The sequence below is a fragment of the Roseobacter sp. HKCCA0882 genome (genome assembly GCF_037805225.1).
Classification (GTDB): Bacteria; Pseudomonadota; Alphaproteobacteria; order Rhodobacterales; family Rhodobacteraceae; genus M30B80.
The window spans coordinates 641,022-661,364 of the sequence record NZ_JBBLYI010000002.1; the positions used below are offsets into that span (position 1 = coordinate 641,022).

The window sequence follows — 20,343 nt, forward strand, 5'->3', positions numbered from 1 at the left end:
CAAGACTGTAAGTTTTAATTGACACTTTACCCCTTTGAGGGCTAGCCTTTCCTTAATTGACAGACTGGAATCAAAGACAAATGCCATCGGATAGTCTGACAGCAAGCCCGTCACGCAAGCTTTACAGCGTGGATGAGCGCGCAAGGCGTGACGCAACCATCTGGACATTGGTTCAGGGGATTCTTGCGCCGATTCAGTTTGTTGTCTTTCTTGTATCGCTTGCGCTGGTCGGACGATTCTTGATCACGGGCTTGGGCTATGACCTCGCCACATATTCCATCATTGCCAAAACAGCGGTGCTTTTGACCATCATGGTGACAGGCGCGATTTGGGAAAAAGTGGTGTTTGGCCAATATCTTTTCGCCCCCGCATTCTTTTGGGAGGATGTGGTAAGCTTTCTCGTGATCGCATTGCATTTGGCCTATGTGGCGGCTTTGATTCAAGGGGTGCCTGCGGTTCAGCAGATGTGGATCGCGCTCGCGGCCTATGCGGCCTATGTGATCAACGCGGCGCAGTTCCTCTATAAGCTGCGCCAAGCACGGCTGGAGGGGGACAGATGAACACCCCTGCACCGATCAAGGCCCAAAGCTGCGCCGATGCGCCCGTTCTAAAAGAGCGCGGACAGCGCGAGGTATTCTGCGGCCTCACGGGAATCATCTGGCTTCACCGTAAAATGCAGGATGCGTTTTTCCTCGTTGTCGGCAGCCGCACCTGCGCGCATCTTTTGCAATCTGCCGCGGGTGTGATGATTTTTGCCGAACCCCGTTTTGGCACAGCAATCCTCGAAGAAACCGATTTGGCGGGCATGGCAGATGCCAATGACGAATTGGATCGCGAGGTTGCACGGCTGTTGTCGCGCCGTCCTGATATCAAGCAGCTTTTCCTTGTGGGATCTTGTCCTTCTGAGGTGATCAAGCTGGATCTCGCCCGTGCGGCCGAGCGTCTGACGACCGCCCACGCCCCCCATGTGCGGGTGCTGAATTATTCGGGCAGCGGGATTGAAACCACATTTACCCAAGGCGAGGATGCATGCCTTGCCGCAATGGTGCCCGTTCTGAAGGATAGCAAAGCGCGGGAATTGGTCTTGGTTGGCGCCTTGCCCGATGTGGTCGAAGATCAGGCCATCACGCTTTTGTCGGAGATGGGAATTGGCTCGATCCGTGTTTTGCCGTCCTCGCGTGCTGAGGGTGCGCCCGAGATTGGTGAAAATACCGTCTTTGCGTGCCTCCAACCGTTTTTGGGTGACACGACAGCCGCACTTGAGCGGCGCGGCGCGCGGCGGATTACGGCGCCGTTTCCCTTTGGGGAGGAAGGCACAACCCTATGGCTGCGCGCCATAGCCGATGAATTTGGCGTAGATGATGCTACATTTGCCCGTGTTACGGATGCCCCGCGCGCGCGCGCCCGCAAGGCCATTGAGAATGCAAGCGCGGCTTTGCGTGGGAAATCCGTGTTCTTCATGCCCGACAGCCAGTTGGAAATCCCACTCGCGCGGTTCTTGACCCGTGAATGTGGAATGGAGGCCGTTGAGATCGGCGCACCCTATATCCATCGTGGCTTGGTTGGCCCTGATTTGGCGTTGATCCCTGAGGGGCCGCGCATTTCAGAAGGGCAGGATGTTGATGTCCAACTTGACCGCGTGCGCGCTGCGCGGCCCGATTTGACGGTTTGCGGTCTGGGTTTGGCAAATCCCCTTGAGGCCGAAGGTCTTAGCACAAAATGGGCGATTGAGCTGGTCTTTACCCCCGTCCATTTCTACGAACAGGCGGGGGATTTGGCAGGGCTCTTTTCACGCCCCTTGCGCCGCCGCGCGATCCTCGAGCAGGGGGCCGCGCGATGAAATTGACCGTCTGGACATATGAAGGCCCACCCCATGTTGGGGCCATGCGTGTCGCGACCGCGATGCGCGGTCTGCATTATGTACTGCACGCGCCGCAAGGTGACACCTATGCGGATTTGTTATTCACGATGATTGAGCGGCGCGACCACCGCCCGCCTGTCACATATACAACATTTGAGGGGCGCGACTTGGGCGCAGATACTGCGGGTATCTTCCGCGACACCTGCCGCGCGGCCTATGAGCGGTTTGTGCCTCAAGCCATGATCGTGGGGGCCTCTTGTACCGCGGAATTGATCCAAGATGATCCAGGCGGTTTGGCTGAAACCATGGGTTTGCCTATCCCTGTGATCCCATTGGAACTGCCGTCTTATCAGCGCAAAGAAAACTTCGGCACCGATGAGACGTTCTTTCAAATCGTAAAAGCCTTGGCCAAACCCATGCCGCGCAGTGCAGAGGTTTCGGTCAATCTTCTTGGCCCCTTGGCGCTTGGGTTTCGGCATCGAGACGATATTGAAGAAATCAAACATCTTCTGGCACAGATGGGCATTGCCGTGAATGTTGTTGCCCCATTTGGTGCAACGCCTGAGGATATCGCGCGATTGGGCGCGGCCCATGCCAATATCCTGATGTATCCAGAACATGCTGAGGCTGCTGCACGGCATCTTGAGCGGGCCTGTGATCAACCTTACACAAAAACTGTGCCGATTGGCGTAGGCGCGACCCATGATTTCGTGAATGAACTGGCCCAAATCTGCAGTGTAGAGCCAAAAATCGACACAACCCGCCTGCGCCAACCTTGGTGGAGCAAGTCAGTCGATAGCACCTATCTGACGGGCAAGCGCGTGTTTCTATTCGGGGATGCGACCCATGTGCAGGCCGCCGCCCGCATTGCCCGTGATGAGATGGGGTTCGAGGTGGTTGGGCTTGGCTGCTACAATCGCGAATATGCCCGCCCCATCCGTGCCTTGGCCAAAGAGTTTGGTCTAGAGGCCCTGATCAGTGACGATTATCTGGCCGTTGAGCAAGCCATCGAAGAAGCCGCGCCCGAGATGATCCTTGGCACGCAGATGGAGCGTCATATCGGCAAACGTTTGGGTATTCCCTGCGCCGTGATCTCGGCCCCTGTTCATGTGCAAGATTTCCCTGCCCGCTATTCGCCCCAAATGGGATGGGAAGGCGCAAATGTCATTTTCGATACATGGATCCACCCGCTTGTGATGGGTCTTGAGGAACATTTGCTGACCATGTTCCGCGAAGATTTCGAATTCCATGATGACGCAGGCGCCAGTCACCACGGGGGTAAGGCTGTGGCCCCCATTGCTGCCACACCGCGCGAGCCCCAAGAGCGCGCCGAAGACACGGGCTCTGATGTCATGATTTGGCTTGCTTGTGCGGAAAAAGAATTAAAGAAAATCCCGTTTTTTGTGCGGGGTAAGGCCAAACGGAATACCGAAAAATTCGCAGCCGAGCGCGGCATGTCTGAGATCAGCGTAGATACGCTTTATGAGGCGAAGGCCCATTATGCGCGGTGATGGTGATAATATCCCCGGCTATCGCGTGGTCATCGTCACGTTGGATAGCCACGCCGCAGGCCCTGCCGCCCGCGTCAGCGAACGGTTGTCGGGCGAGTTTCCAGGGCTGTCTGTCTCCGTCCATGCCAGCGCCGAATGGGCCGAGAACCCCGCCGCCTTGGAAGAGGCGCGTTTGGCTGTGCGCCATGGCGATATCATTGTCGCCAATCTTTTGTTCATTGAAGAACATATCACCGCAATCTTACCCGACTTGCAGGCCCGCCGTGATGCCTGTGATGCGATGATTGGGGTGATCTCGGCCAAAGAGGTCGTATCGCTGACCCGTATGGGCGAGTTGGATATGCTCAAGCCCGCATCAGGCGCGATGAAGCTTTTGAAAAAGCTGCGTGGCTCATCCAAACCAAACGCCAATTCTGGGCATAAGCAGATGACCATGCTGCGCCGATTGCCGAAAATTCTGCGCTTTATTCCCGGCAAGGCGCAGGATTTGCGCGCATGGTTTTTGACGATGCAATATTGGTTGGGCGGCTCGGATGATAATGTCGAGCAAATGATCCGCTTCTTGGTGGGTCGCTATTCCAGCCAATCTGATCTTCATGGTGCGGAGGCTGAAGCGCCGATTGATTACCCAGAACTTGGGCTCTATCACCCTGACTTGCCGCATAATGGCATCACCACCGATTTCGCTGATTTGCCCCAGCCTGAAAATCCGATTGCGACTGTCGGTTTGTTGATGATGCGCTCTTACATTCTGGCGTCTGACACCGCCCATTATGATGGCGTGATCCGTCAAATGCAGGCCGCAGGCTTGGCCGTGGTTCCCGCCTTTGCGGGTGGGTTGGATGGCCGTCCCGCAATTTCCGAGTATTTCACGAATGACCGCGTTGATGCGATGGTGTCGTTGACGGGCTTTAGCCTCATTGGTGGCCCCGCCTATAATGACAGCGCGGCGGCGGTTGAGGTGCTGCGCGATCTCGATTTGCCCTATATCGCCGCGCATCCGATTGAGTTTCAGACTTTGGGTCAATGGGCCGCATCAGGTGGTGGGCTTGGCCCAGTTGAGACTACGATGTTGGTCGCGCTGCCCGAGATTGATGGCGCGACAAATCCCACTGTTTTTGGTGGTCGTCATGGTGTGGAAGGCTGCCAAGGGTGCAGCCATATGTGCCAAGCCAGTGCCTGTCAAAAGGCGATGGCCCCGTGCCACGAGCGTATCGCGTCACTGGTGGAAAAAACTGCACGTCTGGCGGTTTTGCGGCGCAAAGCGAACCGCGATAAACGGATTTCGGTTGTTCTCTTTGGTTTTCCGCCCAATGCGGGCGCTGTGGGAACTGCGGCCTATCTCAGTGTCTTTGAAAGTCTCTATAACACGCTTTCGACCCTGAAATCCGAAGGCTATCAGGTCGACCTGCCCGCCTCGGTTGATGATCTGCGCGCCGCGGTTCTTAAGGGCAACGCGGCGCAATATGGGCAAGAGGCCAATGTAGCCGATATTGTTGATGCAGACACGATCTTGCGCAACACGCCCCCCTTGGCCGCGATTGAAGCGGCGTGGGGCCCCGCGCCTGGTAAGGTGCAGTCAAACGGCCGCGGTGTGTTCATTTTAGGTGCCCATTTCGGCAATGTCTTTGTCGGTGTGCAGCCCACCTTTGGCTATGAAGGTGATCCAATGCGCCTGTTGTTTGAGACAGGTTTTGCGCCCACCCATGCTTTTGCGCAATTTTATCTTTGGTTGCGCAACACGTTTAAGACAGATGCGATTTTGCATTTTGGCATGCATGGCGCGCTTGAGTTCATGCCTGGAAAACAGGCGGGGCTTGGTGCGCGTGATTGGCCTGATCGTTTAATTGGCGAAGTGCCGAATATTTATCTTTATGCGTCAAATAACCCGTCCGAGGCAACTTTGGCCAAGCGGCGTTCTAATGCCGTTACAGTCACGCATTTGACCCCACCTTTGGCGGCTTCGGGTCTGTATAAGGGCCTGTCCGAGCTAAAAGACAGCCTGTCGCGCTATCGCAGTCTTGCCCCTGATGCGCATGAGCGCGCCGACCTTGCCGCGCTGATTGCGATGCAGGCCGAAGCGGTCGATTTGGATGGTAGCGACCCCGGTCATCTGTGGTTGACCCTGCTTGAAACGGAAACGGCGCTGATCCCAGACGGCTTGCATGTCATGGGCCGCCCCATGGCGGATGCGGAGCGGGCGGAACATTTGCGCGTGATGGCCGAAACAGACCCTGAAACGCTGGCTCGGGTCGATCAATTGCTGCAAGAGGATCACGAATTGCCTGCGCTGATGCGCGCCCTATCGGCGCGCTATATCGCGCCTGTTGCAGGTGGCGACCTCATCCGCAGCCCTGATGTTTTGCCAACGGGGCGCAATATTCACGCCTTTGATCCGTTCCGTATGCCCACCGCGTTTGCGATGCAGGACGGTGCGAAACAAGCGCAGCGTTTGCTCGATGCGGCGGGTGATTTACCCCGTTCGGTGGCGATTGTTCTTTGGGGGTCTGATAACATTAAATCTGATGGTGGGCCGATTGCGCAGGCGATGGCGCTGATGGGCGCTGCCCCCCGATTTGATGGATATGGGCGCCTCTGTGGGGCTGATTTGATCCCGCTTGCCGAATTGGGCCGTCCGCGCATTGACGTTGTGATGACGTTGTCGGGTATCTTCCGCGATCTTCTTCCCCTTCAGACACGGATGTTGGCAGAGGCGGCCTATAAGGCCGCAACGGCGGATGAACCTTGCGCAGAAAATTTCATCCGCGCCCATGCCCTCGATTATGCGCAGAAAATGGGCTGCGATATCGAAGACGCTGCCTTGCGCGTGTTCTCAAACGCCGAAGGGGCCTATGGGTCGAATGTCAACGCCTTGGTCGATAGTGGCGCATGGGGTGAAGAGGACGAACTGGCCGATGCCTATGAGGCCCGCAAAAGTTTTGCCTATGGCCGTGACGGGAAAGCCAAGAAAAACGCAAGCCTCCTTCAGGCCGCTTTGGGCGATGTTGATTTGGCCTATCAGAACCTTGAATCGGTCGAATTGGGGGTCACCACGGTTGATCACTACTTCGACACTTTGGGCGGTATTTCGCGTGCTGTTAAACGCGCAAAAGGCAGCGATGCGCCCGTGTTCATCGGCGATCAAACCCGCGGTGCGGGCATCGTGCGCAGCCTGCAAGACCAAGTGGCGCTTGAGACGCGGTCGCGCAGTCTGAACCCGAAATGGTTCGAAGGGATGTTGAAACACGGCCACGAAGGCGTGCGCCAGATTGAAGCGCAAGTGACCAACACGCTTGGGTGGTCGGCGACCACAGGACAGGTCGAACCTTGGGTGTATCAACGCCTGTCCGAAACATTTGTGCTGGATGAAGAGATGCGGCGGCGTTTGTCGGCGCTGAACCCGCAGGCTTCTGTGCGGATGGCAAACCGCCTTCTTGAGGCGTTTGAACGCAATTACTGGCAGCCCGATGATGAAACTTTGGCCGCGCTTCAGGCCAGTGCCGATGAGTTGGAAGACCGACTCGAAGGCCTGGATGTTGCAGCGGAATAGGAGAGACCACGATGCTTGACCATAAAAATCCCCCAGCCGCCCGCGCGAACGCGCGAGAGGCCGAAGGACTGGCCAAGCGGGGCTTGGCCACCCCCCCAATTTTGCGCAAGGGCGAGGATGGGGATGGCTCTGTGCAGGTGCATCAGGATGCAAGCCTGAAGATCGAAGGCGCGCAGGTCTTTGCGGTTTATGGCAAGGGCGGGATTGGCAAATCCACAACCTCCTCAAACCTATCTGCTGCGTTCAGCAAATTGGGCAAGCGTGTTCTGCAAATCGGCTGTGATCCAAAACATGACAGCACATTTACCCTGACGGGGCATTTGCAGCCGACTGTGATTGATATCTTGAAGGATGTCGATTTTCACGCCGAAGAACTGCGCCCCGAGGATTTCGTGACCACGGGTTACAATGGCGTGATGTGTGTCGAGGCGGGCGGCCCCCCCGCTGGCACGGGCTGCGGCGGTTATGTTGTGGGTCAAACAGTGAAACTGCTGAAACAGCACCACATGTTAGACGATACGGATGTCGTCTTGTTTGATGTTCTGGGCGATGTGGTCTGCGGCGGTTTTGCAGCCCCTTTGCAGCACGCAGATCGTGCCTTGATCGTCACGGCGAATGATTTTGACAGTATCTATGCGATGAACCGCATCATTGCGGCAGTGCAGGCCAAATCCAAGAATTACAACGTCCGCCTTGCGGGGTGTGTCGCGAACCGCTCGCGCGACACCGATGAGGTGGATCGTTACTGTTCAGAGGTCGGGTTCCGCCGCATTGGCCATATGCCTGATGTGGATGCCATTCGCCGTTCCCGCCTCAAGAAAAAGACATTGTTCGAGATGCCCGATGACGAGGATATCGTGCAATGCCGTGCAGAATATATCCGTTTGGCTGAAACGCTTTGGGCTGGCACAGAACCACTTGCGCCTGAACCCTTGGAGGATCGGCGTATCTTCGAATTGCTAGGGTTTGATTGATGGTCGCAACGCCGACATATGGCGCGACCCGCGCCCGTGTTGAAGAATATTTCGACAGAACCGCTACCAAAACATGGGAACGGCTGACCTCGGACGCGCCTGTCTCGCGCGTGCGCCAAACTGTGCGCGAAGGGCGTGATCAGATGCGCGCGATAATGCTTGGGCAATTGCCTGAGGATTTGACGGGATTGCGCATTTTGGATGCGGGCTGTGGTGCGGGGCAGATGACCGCTGAACTGGCTGCGCGGGGTGCATATGTAGTCGCGATTGATATCTCGCCCTCTTTGGTTGAAATCGCGAAAAAGCGCCTTCCAGAAACTTTGCAATCTCAGGTCGAGTTTCGCGCAGGCGATATGCTATCCCCTGATTTGGGCAGCTTTGATCATGTGATCGCGATGGACTCGATGATCTATTACGAGGCGCCAGATTTGGGCCGCGCCTTGGCGCAGCTCTGTCCGCGCGTTTCTGCTAAGGTGGTGTTCACCGTTGCGCCGCGCACAGCGTTTTTGATGGCCTTTTGGGGTTTGGGAAAATTGTTCCCGCGCTCAGATCGCTCGCCTGTGATGATCCCGCACACGGCGAAATATCTGCGTCATCATACGTCACAAACAGGGGCAACAGGCTCGATTTCCGAGGTCGCGCGGGTCTCGCGCGGGTTTTATATCTCCTCTTGTTTGGAGTATGTGAAATGAGCGCCTTGTCTCGCATCTCCACAAAATTCTTGCCCTTTGCAGATGCCGCGAGTGACGCGTTGCCTTTGGCACAATTGCTGCGCTTGTCCCTGTTTCAGATCTCAGTTGGGATGGCGGGGGTCATGCTTTTGGGCACGCTGAACCGCGTGATGATCGTAGAGCTGTCATTGCCTGCAACATTGGTGGCGATCATGGTCGCCTTGCCTGTGTTGATTGCGCCGTTTCGTGCCTTTTTGGGTCACAAATCGGATCACCATCGCAGCGCGTTGGGGTGGAAGCGGATACCTTATTTGTGGTTTGGCACGCTGTGGCAGTTTGGTGGTCTCGCGATCATGCCTGCAAGCCTGTTGGTTTTGGGCGGTGATGTTGTGCACGAGGTGCCCTTTGCGGGTGAGGTTCTTGCAGGGCTTGCCTTTGTCATGACGGGGTTGGGGATGCATATGACCCAAACCGCAGGGCTTGCTTTGGCTGCAGATCGCGCGACCGAGGACACACGGCCACGGGTCGTGGCGCTGCTCTATGTCATGTATTTGGTGGGCATGGCGGTTTCAGCCCTCGTGATTGGCTGGCTGCTGCGCGATTTCTCGGGCTTGACCCTGATCCGTGTCGTGCAAGGCGCGGCTGTTGCGACCTTGGTGCTGAATATGATTGCCCTTTGGAAGCAGGAAAAAGTCCGTCCGATGACCAAGGTCGAGCGGGAAGAGCCTGCGCCAAGTTTTGGCGACGCATGGCGCGATTTTGCGCGCGGCGGCCCTGCGGGCAGGCTTTTGGTTGTGGTGTTCCTTGGCACCATGGCCTTCAATATGCAGGATGTCTTGCTCGAACCCTATGGCGGCGAAATCCTTGGGTTGAGCGTATCGAAAACAACGCTTTTGACCGCGACATGGTCAGCGGGGGCCTTGGTTGGTTTCGCGTTGGCCGCGCGTTGGCTGTCAGACGGTATCAACCCCTATCGGATGGGCGCGCGCGGGATTTTGGCGGGGCTTGCCGCGTTTTCCGCTGTGATTTTTGCAAATCCGATGGCGTCTGAATTTATGTTCTTCTTGGGCGCCTGCCTCATTGGTTTTGGCGGCGGCTTGTTTTCAGTTTCAACGCTCACCGCCGCAATGACCATGCCCGCCGAGGGCAGCGCGGGCCGTGGCTTGGCGCTTGGCGCATGGGGCGCGGCTCAGGCAACGGCCGCAGGTCTGTCCATCGCAATTGGCGGTGGCCTGCGTGACACGATTAACCAGATCGCCATCTCTGGCGGCTTGGGCGAGGCGTTGAATAGCCCCGCTACGGGCTATTCGGTCGTCTATCATTTTGAAATTTTGCTTCTGTTTTTCACTCTTGTCGCTTTGGGCCCGCTTGTGCGGACGCAAAGCACATACTCGCGCGGGGAGGCCGGCAAGATCGGGCTCGCCGACCTGCCCACGTAACCGCCGAACCTAGGAGGATAAAATCCATGGAAAATGCATTTTTCGGCAATTTTGATCTGGCCAGCCTGTCTATTTGGCTGTTTTGGATCTTCTTCGCCCTACTGATTTACTATCTGCAAACTGAAAATATGCGGGAAGGTTATCCGCTGGAAAATGATGATGGCAGCGTTGCCGCCAATCAGGGGCCTTTTCCTTTGCCAAAGGAAAAGACATTCAAACTGATGCATGGCCGCGGTGAGGTCACTGTTCCAGGCAAGGATGTGCAAGCGCGTGACAATCTGGCCCTGCGTCAGACCAATGCTGCGAATGGCTATCCGTTTGAGCCCACTGGCGATCCAATGGTTGATGGTGTTGGCCCCGCAAGCTGGGCAAAGCGCCGTGACCTGCCCGAATTGGACGGCCATGGTCATCCGAAAATTGTCCCTATGGGGCAGATGGATGATTACCGCGTTTCAGCGGGTCGTGATCCGCGTGGCCTTACGGTTATCGCGGGGGATGGCGCTGCGGCGGGCACTGTGACCGATATGTGGGTCGATGCGCCTGAGCAATTGGTGCGGTATCTTGAGGTTGAAGTTGCTGATGGAACCGCTCGCTTGGTTCCGATCCAGATGGCCAAGATCAAATCTGACCGCGTTGTCGTCAATTCGATCTTTGCAGAACATTTCACCAAAGTTCCTGTCACCAAGTCACCCAATCAAGTGACCTTGCTTGAGGAAGATAAAATCTCAGGCTTCTACGGTGGCGGCACGCTCTACGCCTCCCAAGAGCGGACAGACCCGCTTTTGTAATTTCTCACCACCTCTAAAGGAGGACGACCCATGCCACATGACGACTTTCAGACCGAGCCTGTTCGTGGTTTGCCCGAAAAGCCCCCTGCTGGAGAAGAAATTCTTTGGCAGGGCGCACCCCATTGGTTTGCTCTGGCGAAAGACGCGCTGAGTTTCTGGTGGGTCGTTGGATATTTCATATTCCTCTTCGCTTGGCGCACCACATCTGGGGCTGCCGTCACCTCATGGGCCGACAGTGCGATTGCTGCATCCTTCTTCTTGGTGCTTGGCGCGATTGTGGCGGTTCTGCTTTTGGGTGTGGCCTATGTCCAAGCCAAAGCAACGGTTTACACAATCACAAACCGCCGTGTTGCGATGCGGATTGGTGCAGCTTTGACGATGACGTTGAACTTGCCCTACCGTCAGGTGGCCAATGCGAATTTGGGACTGCGTAAGGATGGGACTGGCACGATTGCCTTGGAATTGATGCCATCCAATGTGCGGTTGTCCTATCTGAACACATGGCCCCATGTGCGGCCATGGGTGATGAAAAACACCCAACCTGCGTTGCGTTGCATTCCTGATGCGCAAAACGTGGCTGCGATCCTGTCTGAGGCGGCAGAAACCGTGGTCAGCCAACCCGTTGTCAAACGTGATCCTGCGCCAAGTGGCGCGGTTGCGGCAGAATAAGGGGGATTTGATTATGGCAATGAGCCCTGAAGATAAACTGGTCGAACGTGACCGCGAAATGGTGCCCAAGGTTCTGGTGCGCGCAATGTTTGTGCTGTGCATGAGCGTTCTTGTCATCGTGACCTATGCCAAGCTGACGGATCGCCCGCTCGCGGCAATGCCCCCATCCGCGGATGAACTGCCCGTTGTGGAGGAGCGGTTGATCCAGATTTTCGGCTCTATGGATGGATCAGCACGCGTGATGGATACCGAAGGCAATGTGATTGTCACCTTGAGCAAAGAGGAAGGTGGCTTTGTCGCGGGGATTTATCGCGTGCTTGAACGCCGCCGCGGCGCTGTTGGCGCATCTGGCAGCGATCCAATCCGTTTGGTTCGGATGGCCGATGGCCGCCTCGCCCTACGCGATGATCTGACGGATTTCCGCACCGAGCTTTATGGCTTTGGCGCGGATAACGAGCGGGTTTTTGCCCGCATCATGGAGGAATGACCCATGGGATGGATGACCAGAACGACCGAAACGGCCCCTTGCGAGGTTGAGGTGAGCCACAAATTCGAAAGCCTGCACGCGCATGTGAAATTCTTGAACGGCGCAACCATTAATCCAGGTGACGAGGTATTGGTGCATGGCGCGCCGGTAATGGCGCCTTATGGCGAAGTGGTGTGTGAAACCCGCACCGCCACGATCACCCGCGCCAGCAAAATCGAACAGCTTTGGACAAAAATGACAGGTGATTTCGAGTTCATGGAACTGTGCGAATTTAGTTTCTCAGAGGAGGTTTCGCTATGAATGTCCAAGTAAAACATTCCGCAGATGCGACCACCGTTGAAGACGCTTTGGCGGCACGCAATTACGAACAAGCGGTGGTTGACAGTGAAAGCGCAACCGCGCTTGCGATGCAAAACACGCTTTTGACCCCGCGGTTTTACACGACCAATTTTGACGAATTGGATGCGATTGATGTTTCATCAGTCCGCAGCGATTGGGATCAGCTGATTGATCAAATGAAATCCGACCCCAATAAGGGCCATTTCAAGAAAAACGAAGATTGGGATCACATCGATTGGGATGGGATGGAGCCAAAGCTGAAAAAGGAATTCATTGATTTCCTTGTTTCCTCCTGCACGGCCGAATTCTCGGGCTGTGTTCTCTACAAAGAAATGAAACGGCGCGGCAGCAATGAGGACATCACCACATTGTTCCAGTTGATGGCCCGTGATGAAGCCCGCCATGCAGGTTTTATCAATGACGCGCTGCGGGAAGCTGGGATTGCGGTGAATTTGGGCTTTCTGACGCAAGCCAAGAAATACACCTATTTCCAGCCGAAATTCATTTATTACGCCACATATCTGTCCGAAAAGATCGGCTATGCGCGCTATATCACCATCTTCCGCCATCTTGAGGAGCATCCTGAACATCGGTTCCATCCGATTTTCAAATGGTTCAAGGAATGGTGCAATGATGAGTTTAGCCATGGCGAGGCATTCGCGCTGTTGATGAAAACTGATCCCAAGCTGACGCGCGGCGTGAATGTCTTGTGGATCAAATTCTTCCTCACCGCCGTTTTCGCAACGATGTATGTGCGCGACCACCAACGCCCCGCCTTTCACGAGGCTTTGGGTGTAGATACCGATTGGTATGGCCACGAAGTGTTCCGCAAGACTAGTGACATCTCAAAGCAGATTTTCCCAATCACTTTGGACATTGATCATCCCCGTTGGCAGAAAGGTCTAACGGCGTTGCAAGCCGCCAATGCGGATTTGGCCGATGCCAAGGCGCATGGCAAATTCTTCAAGCGAATTGGCGCCAGCATTCGTGCGGGTCTGGCCTTTGTGAACCTGTTCACGATCCCTACGAAATCTCATGCCGTGCCTGTCAGCACGCGGATGGAGCCTGTCTATTGAACGCGGCTGCGCTGCATAATCCTTGGGTGGCGGCCTTGGTCGCCTTGTTCCTGTGGTGGTTTTCCACAGGGGCAATCCTTTTGGTTGTGCGGCGCGCAGATCAGGCAGGCCGTCAGGCCCGAATTTGGGCCGTTTTGATGAACCTGCCCTTTTTGATCTTGGGGGCGGTTGGGTTCTTGGAATCCCGCTATGACGAGAGCCTAGCCGGGGTTTATGTAGCGTTTTTATCTGCCATCGCGCTTTGGGGGTGGATCGAGCTTGCCTTTTTGACGGGTGTAATCACGGGCCCCAATCGCAACCGCCTGAGGGATGGGGTTCCTGAATGGGAACGCTTTATCCGCGCATGGGGCACCATTGCCTATCATGAGCTTCTGTTGGTGTTCATGATGGTGACGATGATCCTGTTTAGTCTGGACGCCGTGAACCCCTTTGGGATGTGGACATTCGCAATTCTGTTTTTCGCGCGGATCAGCGCCAAGCTGAACCTTTATCTTGGGGTACGAAAAATCAATGTGGAATTCATTCCCGAACCCTTGAACCATTTGCCAAGTCACTTTCGCACCGCGCGGATGAATTGGCTGTTTCCGCTCTCGATCACGGGCCTCAGCTTTGCCGCTGCCTGTTGGACGGAGCGGATTTGGAGCGCGCAAACCATGTCGCAAGAGATTGGTTTCGCTTTATTGGCAGCCCTGACCGTGCTCGCTTTGTTAGAGCATTGGTTCATGGTTCTGCCCCTTCCTGATGAACGGCTGTGGCGGTGGATGCTTCCGTCTCGCCAAAGCAATGGCCAAGACGGCCCCCAGATCGCCATTTTGCAAAATGAGGACGTGCGATGAATTTTGACAAACTCTTTCAGAGCCAGTTGGACACCCTGAAACAAGAGGGCAATTATCGCGTCTTCGCAGAATTGCAGCGCAAATGTGGAGATTTCCCCCGCGTCCAAAATCACGGCGAAGGTCAAGAAGAAGTCACTGTTTGGTGCTCGAATGACTATTTGGGCATGGGCCAGCACCCTGATGTGATTAAGGCAATGATCGACACAGTCGAGGCCTGCGGCACAGGTGCAGGCGGCACGCGCAATATCTCGGGCAATGCCTATCACCACAAATTGCTCGAGGCGGAATTGGCTGACCTGCACGGCAAGGAAGCGGCCCTTCTGTTCACTTCGGGATATGTTTCAAATTGGGCCGCCTTGTCGACTTTGGGCAGCCGTCTTCCGAATGCGGTGATTTTGTCGGATGCGTTGAATCACGCCTCGATGATTGAGGGCATCCGTCATGCACGATGCGAAAAGCGGGTTTGGAAGCACAACGATGTCGCCGATTTGGATCGGCAATTGGCAGAATTGCCTGCCAATGCGACCAAGATTGTCGCGTTTGAGTCGGTCTATTCGATGGATGGCGACATTGCGCCGATCCGCGAGATCGTTGAAGTGGCGGAAAAGCATGGCGCGATGACCTATATTGACGAGGTTCACGCGGTCGGCATGTATGGCCCGCGCGGCGGCGGTGTGGCCGAACGCGAAGGGTTGATGGATCGTATCACCCTGATCGAAGGCACGCTTGGCAAGGCCTATGGTGTGGTCGGTGGCTATATCACGGGCAGCCATGCTTTGGTGGATTTCATACGCAGCTTTGCCAGCGGGTTTATCTTTACAACGGCGCTGCCCCCTGCCGTTGCGGCGGCTGCGCGCGCCTCGATTCATCATCTGAAAAACTCAAGCTATGAGCGCGACATGCAGCAACGCCAAGTTGTCCGTTTGCGCGCCCGCCTTGATGCCGAAGGCATTCCGCATGTCAACAATGCCAGCCACATCATCCCTGTGATGGTGAAAGATCCCGTGAAATGCAAAATGCTGTCGGATATTTTGATGGAACAATTCGGCATTTATGTGCAGCCGATCAATTACCCCACAGTTCCCAAAGGCACCGAGCGCCTGCGCTTTACCCCTGGCCCATTGCACACGGATGAGGACATCGAATATCTCGTTTTGGCCCTGAAAACACTCTGGAAACAATGCGCTGTTTCGCATGCAGTCGCGTAGATGTGACAAGTTTTCTGTAAATTGCCCTTGGAGCGGCTTGAAAAAGGGCTAGGTTGCTGAGCGGTTACCGTTAACCGAGGGAGAGAGAACCATGAAAAAATCTGCAATCATCGCAGCAGTCGCAGGACTATGCGCTGCAACGTCCGCCTTCGCGGATGGCCATGGCGCATCGGGTGATGCGGCTGCAGGTGAGCGTGTCTTCAATCAATGTGTCGCTTGCCACGTGGTGGCAAACGATGCAGGTGAAACTCTGGCAGGCCGCAATGGCCGCACAGGCCCAAATCTTTACGGCGTTGCAGGTCGTCCTGCGGGTTCGGTCGAAGATTTCCGTTATTCTCCATCTATCACCGCAGCAGGTGAAGCAGGGGTTGTTTGGACGGAAGAGGCGTTTGTGGCCTATGTGCAAGACCCGACCGCATTTTTGAAAGAAGCAACCGGTGACAACCGCGCACGCAGCGCTATGGCGTTCCGTGTCCGTGGTGAAGAAGACGCGAAAAACGTCTATGCATATCTCGCAAGCCTTGCGGCGCAGTAACCGCATGGTTTTGTGACGGCATTGAAAAGGGCAGATATTGATCTGCCCTTTTTCATTTTTTGCGAAGCGATTGCACGAAGTCGGTGATCGCAGCAACCGCCTCAGCGGGATGTGATTCAGGCAAAAGATGCCCTGCATCCGAAATCACCTTCATGGTGCCCTGCGGCACCATCCCTTGGGCGCGCTTGGCGACCTCTAGTGCAACTGCTTGATCCTTAGCGCCATGCAAGAACAGGATTGGCGCAGTGATCTGGGGAAGGCTGCGGTGCAGCGCCTCTAAATCCCACTGCGCCATCATTGCTAAAGTTGCCTCGATATGCGCGCGCCTGCGCATCAATTTGTGATAATGGCCCAAGGTTTCGGCGTCAGGTTCTGAGCCTGTTGTTTGCAAAATGGCAATCAGCCTGCGGTCACTCATCCCCGAGCCTAAGAAAAGCCCCGTAAGCGGGTTCATCGCCATCATTTTTGCCATGATCGGAAAGAGCCAACCCGCAGCACCAGAGAAATTCTCAAGCGCCCCGTTGATCGCCACGACCCCTTGTGCAGTATCAGGCGCAAGCAGCATCAGTTGCAAGGAAATCGCGGCCCCCGCAGAATGGCCAATAATCACCTCAGGCGTGATGTCTTGGCCCTGCAAAAGCCGCAAAACGTCTTGCGTCATCAAGGACAGGGATGACCGACTGCGGGTGCCAGAACGGCTAAAGCCCTGACCTGGCAGATCAAACGCAATGACGCGATGAGTTTGTGCCAAAAGTGGCATCATGGCCCGCCAAGAATGCGTAGATGCGCCTGCACCATGGATCAAAACCAGATCAGGGCCTGTGCCCATAATCTGCACATGCCACCGATGCGGATGTGACGCGATGATTTGGCTATGGGCGCGCCATGGCCAGTTGCTTGGAATATCCGCAAGCCCGCTCATGCGCTTGGCAGTGCCGCCTCGACAGCGGCGCTGAGGGATTTGGCATCTGCGCGCGGAAGCGGCACATAGGCCGCGCCCATCACCTTGGCCAGATCATCCAGCCCTCGCGTTGGGCGTTGCCCCGTGTCGATGACAATCGCGGGAACACCGCGACCGCGCAGGGCCTTTGCCATACTGTTTGCATCTTCACCCGCCTGCGCGCGATTTGCGCTGCCATCAAGACTGACATTCGCGCGCCCATCCGTCAGAACCGCAATGGACGGCGTCATTCCCTTTCCACTTGTGAGAACCGCCAGATCAAGGGCCGATTTCAGCCCTGCGGCAAGCGGTGTGCCGCCCCCACCTGGTAGGTCTTGCAAGCGGCGTTTGGTCTGCACGAGGGATCGCGTGGGGTTTAGCAAAATATCCGCGCCTGCGCCGCGAAACGCAACCAAGGCCACATGATCGCGCCGCGCATAGGCCTCTGCCAACATCAACTCAATCGCCCCCTTGGCCTCGGCCATGCGGGACATCGCGCTAGAGCCAGACGCATCCACCACAAAGATAATCACCCTGTCAGAGCTTTGTGCAAACTGCTTTACGCGGATGTCACTTTTGCGGATATGCAGGCCGCGCGGCTTGGGCGCTGTCGTCTGGGCGCGCAGCCCTTGCCATGGGGCAGCGGAGCGCAAGGTTGCCATTAAATCAATCCGCGCGCCGCCCCCCAATTCGCCACTGCGCGAGGCAACGGGACGGCCACGGTGATTGCCCTTCTTGCGGTTGCCCGTTCCTGCGCTGCCTTTGCTTTGCCGTGCGGCGCGCTGTGCTGCCAATCGTGCCAAGAGGTCGGGCGGAAGCATGGCCTTTGCCGCCTCGATCAACGCCTCAAAGGGGGGAAGATCCTCTTCCTCCTTTTGCCGATCTTCGGGGTCAGATGGGCTTTGTTGCGCCTCGGGTTCTTGTGGTTGTGGGGGAGGCGATTGTTCAGGTGGGGCCGTTTCGGGGATTTGCGTGGCGCGTGGGGCAAGGGCCAATTCCAAAGCCAGTTGCAAATCCGCCTGTTCGACCTGATCCGACCCGATCAAGGCCGCCGAATGGCGGGCAAGGCGCAGTGCGTGCTGAACGGCGCGCAAAGATGTGACGCCAAGCGCCTCAGCCACCAAGCAGAGATCACGATAATCGTCAGGCGCATGTCGCACATGGGGTAAGCGCGCACGCGCCTCGGCCAAAGCTGTGCCGTCAAATTCCATTTCCTGCGCCGCCGATTGTGGAATGGCATCAAGCTGCAGATGCAGTCCGAGGCGATCACTGAGGCTATGCCTCAACCCTTCGCCTTCTTCGGTGGCTTCATCTAGGGCAATAATCGACAAGCCCGTCTCAGCATCCAACGCTCCCGCCAATCGTGCCAAAAGCGCGGATTCGGCACGTTCGGCCATTGTTAGGATTACTGTGCCGCCCTTGTTGAGAAGTCCCTCTGTTTGAATAGGGCGCCCAGTTGCCAAGGTTGCGCTTAGGTCTAACCCCCCAAACAGGGCCTCATCACTGATATTTGGGTGAAGGCGCGAAAAAAAATCAGTTTCTAACGCGGTGTTTAGAGCCTGAATAATCCGATCCCGAACGGGGCCAACGCGGGCCCGAAGCCAAATACCCCCAAGGGGTGCGGGGTCAATCGCAAACAGGGCGATGGCCAGATTGAAACTGGCCCATCTGTCCTGTGCTGTTGTCATGGCAGCACAGCCTCGACTGTGCGCATCACGCGTGTGGTTGAGCCTGCCTCATCGAGCGGGTCGCGGCGCAAGCGGTGGGACAGCGCCATGGGTGCAACAGCCCGCAAATGGGCGCGTGTGATTTCGGAGGAGCCCTCGAACGCGGCTTGCGCGCGGGCGGCGCGCAACAGGGTTAATTCGCCGCGCAACCCGTCTGACCCAAGTTCAAGGCACAGGGCGGCGCAATCCTTCAAGATCTCATCACTTGTGCGGATTTTTGACACGCGTTTGCGCGCGGCAATGATGGATTTGCGGATAGTCTCATCCGATTTCGCCCATGATTTCACAAATTTTGCACGATCTTGATCAAAGGCATCGCGGCGCTTGATGACCTCAATGCGTGTGTCGATATCCTTTGGGCTTTTCACTTCGACTGAAAGGCCGAAACGATCCAAAAGTTGGGGCCGCAATTCACCTTCTTCTGGGTTGCCCGAACCCACCAAAACAAATCGGGCAGGGTGGCGGATTGAGAGGCCCTCTCGCTCGACCAGATTTTCGCCAGACTGCGCCACATCCAACAAAAGATCGACCAAGTGATCTTCGAGCAGGTTGACCTCGTCAATATAGAGATAGCCGCGATTGGCCCGTGCAAGAAGCCCTGCTTCAAAGGCCTTTTCACCTTTCGCGAGCGCCTTTTCGATATCCAAGGCCCCGACCACACGATCCTCTGTTGCGCCAAGCGGCAGGTCGACCACGGGTGTGGGTTTTTCGACCACCTCGCGATCCGCAACATTGGCCCAATCAGGTATGTCAGCCTCACTGGCAGAATTCACAGGGCACCCCTTTATCGCCGCAATCGGAGGCAGCAAAGCGGCCAAGCCCCGCACAGCGGTTGATTTCCCCGTGCCGCGATCCCCGAAAACCAAAACGCCGCCAATACCCGCATCAATAGCGGTCAAAAGCATGGCTTGTTTCATCGTATCTTGGCCTACGATGGCAGAAAAAGGAAAAGCGTGGCTCATATAATGGGCCTTTCATAGGTCGGGATACGGGATTGCAGGGGACAGCCGCCCTCCCACGTGCCTTCGATATTTTTTAGGGCAAAGCGGGCGTAGAGTTCTTCTTTGAACCATGCGCCATCGCGCACGGCTTTTATGGCGCGGGCATGCGGGCCGTCATGGCGTGCAAAACGCGCCATGGTTTGCGTGTCTGGCCAAATTGAAAACGTGACCTGATGCAGGAGAGGCACTTCGCCAACGCCGATCTTGAACAGAACGTTAGGATCATCGCCAATGACCTGCGAAATATCGGGGACGCGCCGCCAAAAGCGCAGCGCATTTAGGGGCTTTAATGTGGCGCGGGTCAACGCCGCAATCGGGCCGTTTGTTGGCTCAGCATCGGTCACAAACGGCGCTTGCCCATCCCATTCCCCCCGCGCTGTGCTGGGGGTGAGATACAGGGTGCAATCTTCGACTGCATGTGCGCGATAGCGGCGGAAGGTTGGACTTTTTGCAATCTGAGATTGTGCGGTCACATGGTCGGGCCAAGTGGCAAGAATGGCATAAACCGAAACATTCGGAATGGGCGTAAATCCCTCACCCGTGCCTGAGCCAAGCAATTTGAAAAAGCCGATCCCTGCCTCACGGCGCAAGGCGAATCGTGCCGTTGCCATTTGGGCAAAGGCCCACATCCGTGCGGAGACGGTTCCAAATCGAAATAAGCTTAGCGTTACAGATTGCATGGTCGATCTTTTTATCTGTCAACTAATAGTGACAGATTTAGCTAATAAAGG

At 56.1% G+C, this 20,343-nt stretch carries 19 protein-coding genes; 15 read left to right on the forward strand and 4 right to left on the reverse strand.

The window, feature by feature from the left end:
* Window positions 1-80: 80 nt before the first annotated feature.
* The 15 genes from bchF to AAC622_RS11535 all read left to right on the forward strand — a co-directional run bounded on the left by bchF (window position 81) and on the right by AAC622_RS11535 (window position 15,944).
* Entirely contained in the window at window positions 81-560 is a 480-nt protein-coding gene (gene bchF, locus AAC622_RS11465) for a 2-vinyl bacteriochlorophyllide hydratase (protein WP_340262672.1), read from the forward strand.
* Entirely contained in the window at window positions 557-1,840 is a 1,284-nt protein-coding gene (locus AAC622_RS11470; RefSeq protein WP_340262674.1) for a ferredoxin:protochlorophyllide reductase (ATP-dependent) subunit N, read from the forward strand. Before bchF ends, AAC622_RS11470 begins: the two co-directional genes overlap by 4 nt.
* Window positions 1,837-3,372, forward strand: a complete 1,536-nt coding sequence (bchB, locus tag AAC622_RS11475) for a ferredoxin:protochlorophyllide reductase (ATP-dependent) subunit B (protein ID WP_340262676.1) — start codon at window positions 1,837-1,839, stop codon at window positions 3,370-3,372. Before AAC622_RS11470 ends, bchB begins: the two co-directional genes overlap by 4 nt.
* Entirely contained in the window at window positions 3,362-6,922 is a 3,561-nt protein-coding gene (locus AAC622_RS11480; RefSeq protein ID WP_340262679.1) for a magnesium chelatase subunit H, read from the forward strand. Before bchB ends, AAC622_RS11480 begins: the two co-directional genes overlap by 11 nt.
* An 11-nt stretch (window positions 6,923-6,933) precedes the next feature.
* Window positions 6,934-7,896 carry a ferredoxin:protochlorophyllide reductase (ATP-dependent) iron-sulfur ATP-binding protein gene (bchL, locus tag AAC622_RS11485; RefSeq protein WP_317657109.1) on the forward strand — a complete coding sequence of 321 codons (963 nt, stop codon included), beginning with the start codon at window positions 6,934-6,936 and terminating at the stop codon, window positions 7,894-7,896.
* Window positions 7,896-8,588, forward strand: a complete 693-nt coding sequence (bchM, locus tag AAC622_RS11490; protein WP_340262681.1) for a magnesium protoporphyrin IX methyltransferase — start codon at window positions 7,896-7,898, stop codon at window positions 8,586-8,588. Before bchL ends, bchM begins: the two co-directional genes overlap by 1 nt.
* Window positions 8,585-10,006 carry a PucC family protein gene (locus tag AAC622_RS11495; RefSeq protein ID WP_340262683.1) on the forward strand — a complete coding sequence of 474 codons (1,422 nt, stop codon included), beginning with the start codon at window positions 8,585-8,587 and terminating at the stop codon, window positions 10,004-10,006. The genes bchM and AAC622_RS11495 overlap by 4 nt, the downstream gene beginning before the upstream one ends.
* Before the next feature lie 26 nt (window positions 10,007-10,032).
* Entirely contained in the window at window positions 10,033-10,794 is a 762-nt protein-coding gene (puhA, locus tag AAC622_RS11500) for a photosynthetic reaction center subunit H (RefSeq protein WP_340253566.1), read from the forward strand.
* Between the two features lie 30 nt (window positions 10,795-10,824).
* On the forward strand, window positions 10,825-11,463 hold the full coding sequence (gene puhB, locus AAC622_RS11505; RefSeq protein WP_340253569.1) for a photosynthetic complex putative assembly protein PuhB: 639 nt from the start codon (window positions 10,825-10,827) through the stop codon (window positions 11,461-11,463).
* 13 nt (window positions 11,464-11,476) lie between these two features.
* Window positions 11,477-11,950 (forward strand): photosynthetic complex assembly protein PuhC, encoded by a 474-nt coding sequence (puhC, locus tag AAC622_RS11510; RefSeq protein ID WP_340243912.1) that lies wholly within the window; start codon window positions 11,477-11,479, stop codon window positions 11,948-11,950.
* Window positions 11,951-11,953: 3 nt separating this feature from the next.
* Complete coding sequence (locus AAC622_RS11515; protein WP_317657116.1) at window positions 11,954-12,250, forward strand: hypothetical protein; 297 nt, start codon at window positions 11,954-11,956, stop codon at window positions 12,248-12,250.
* Complete coding sequence (gene acsF / locus AAC622_RS11520) at window positions 12,247-13,365, forward strand: magnesium-protoporphyrin IX monomethyl ester (oxidative) cyclase (RefSeq protein ID WP_340262687.1); 1,119 nt, start codon at window positions 12,247-12,249, stop codon at window positions 13,363-13,365. The genes AAC622_RS11515 and acsF overlap by 4 nt, the downstream gene beginning before the upstream one ends.
* The gene (puhE, locus tag AAC622_RS11525) at window positions 13,362-14,201 is read left to right on the forward strand and encodes a putative photosynthetic complex assembly protein PuhE (protein ID WP_340262690.1); all 840 of its coding nucleotides are present in this window, start codon (window positions 13,362-13,364) and stop codon (window positions 14,199-14,201) included. The genes acsF and puhE overlap by 4 nt, the downstream gene beginning before the upstream one ends.
* Window positions 14,198-15,409, forward strand: a complete 1,212-nt coding sequence (hemA, locus tag AAC622_RS11530; protein ID WP_340262692.1) for a 5-aminolevulinate synthase — start codon at window positions 14,198-14,200, stop codon at window positions 15,407-15,409. The genes puhE and hemA overlap by 4 nt, the downstream gene beginning before the upstream one ends.
* Window positions 15,410-15,500: 91 nt before the next feature.
* Window positions 15,501-15,944 carry a c-type cytochrome gene (locus AAC622_RS11535; protein WP_340262694.1) on the forward strand — a complete coding sequence of 148 codons (444 nt, stop codon included), beginning with the start codon at window positions 15,501-15,503 and terminating at the stop codon, window positions 15,942-15,944.
* Between the two features lie 52 nt (window positions 15,945-15,996).
* On the opposite strand, the gene bchO is transcribed toward AAC622_RS11535, so the two are convergent.
* From bchO to crtA, 4 genes are read right to left on the reverse strand one after another with little or no spacing between them, the layout of a single operon-like run.
* Window positions 15,997-16,866: an alpha/beta fold hydrolase BchO gene (gene bchO / locus AAC622_RS11540; RefSeq protein WP_340262696.1), complete on the reverse strand. Its 870-nt coding sequence runs from the start codon at window positions 16,864-16,866 to the stop codon at window positions 15,997-15,999.
* Window positions 16,863-18,572, reverse strand: coding sequence for a magnesium chelatase subunit D (locus AAC622_RS11545; RefSeq protein ID WP_340262698.1), 1,710 nt, complete (start codon window positions 18,570-18,572; stop codon window positions 16,863-16,865). The genes bchO and AAC622_RS11545 overlap by 4 nt, the downstream gene beginning before the upstream one ends.
* Complete coding sequence (bchI, locus tag AAC622_RS11550; RefSeq protein WP_340262700.1) at window positions 18,569-19,573, reverse strand: magnesium chelatase ATPase subunit I; 1,005 nt, start codon at window positions 19,571-19,573, stop codon at window positions 18,569-18,571. Before bchI ends, AAC622_RS11545 begins: the two co-directional genes overlap by 4 nt.
* Window positions 19,570-20,292, reverse strand: coding sequence for a spheroidene monooxygenase (gene crtA, locus AAC622_RS11555; protein ID WP_340262702.1), 723 nt, complete (start codon window positions 20,290-20,292; stop codon window positions 19,570-19,572). The genes bchI and crtA overlap by 4 nt, the downstream gene beginning before the upstream one ends.
* Between the last annotated feature and the right edge of the window lie 51 nt (window positions 20,293-20,343).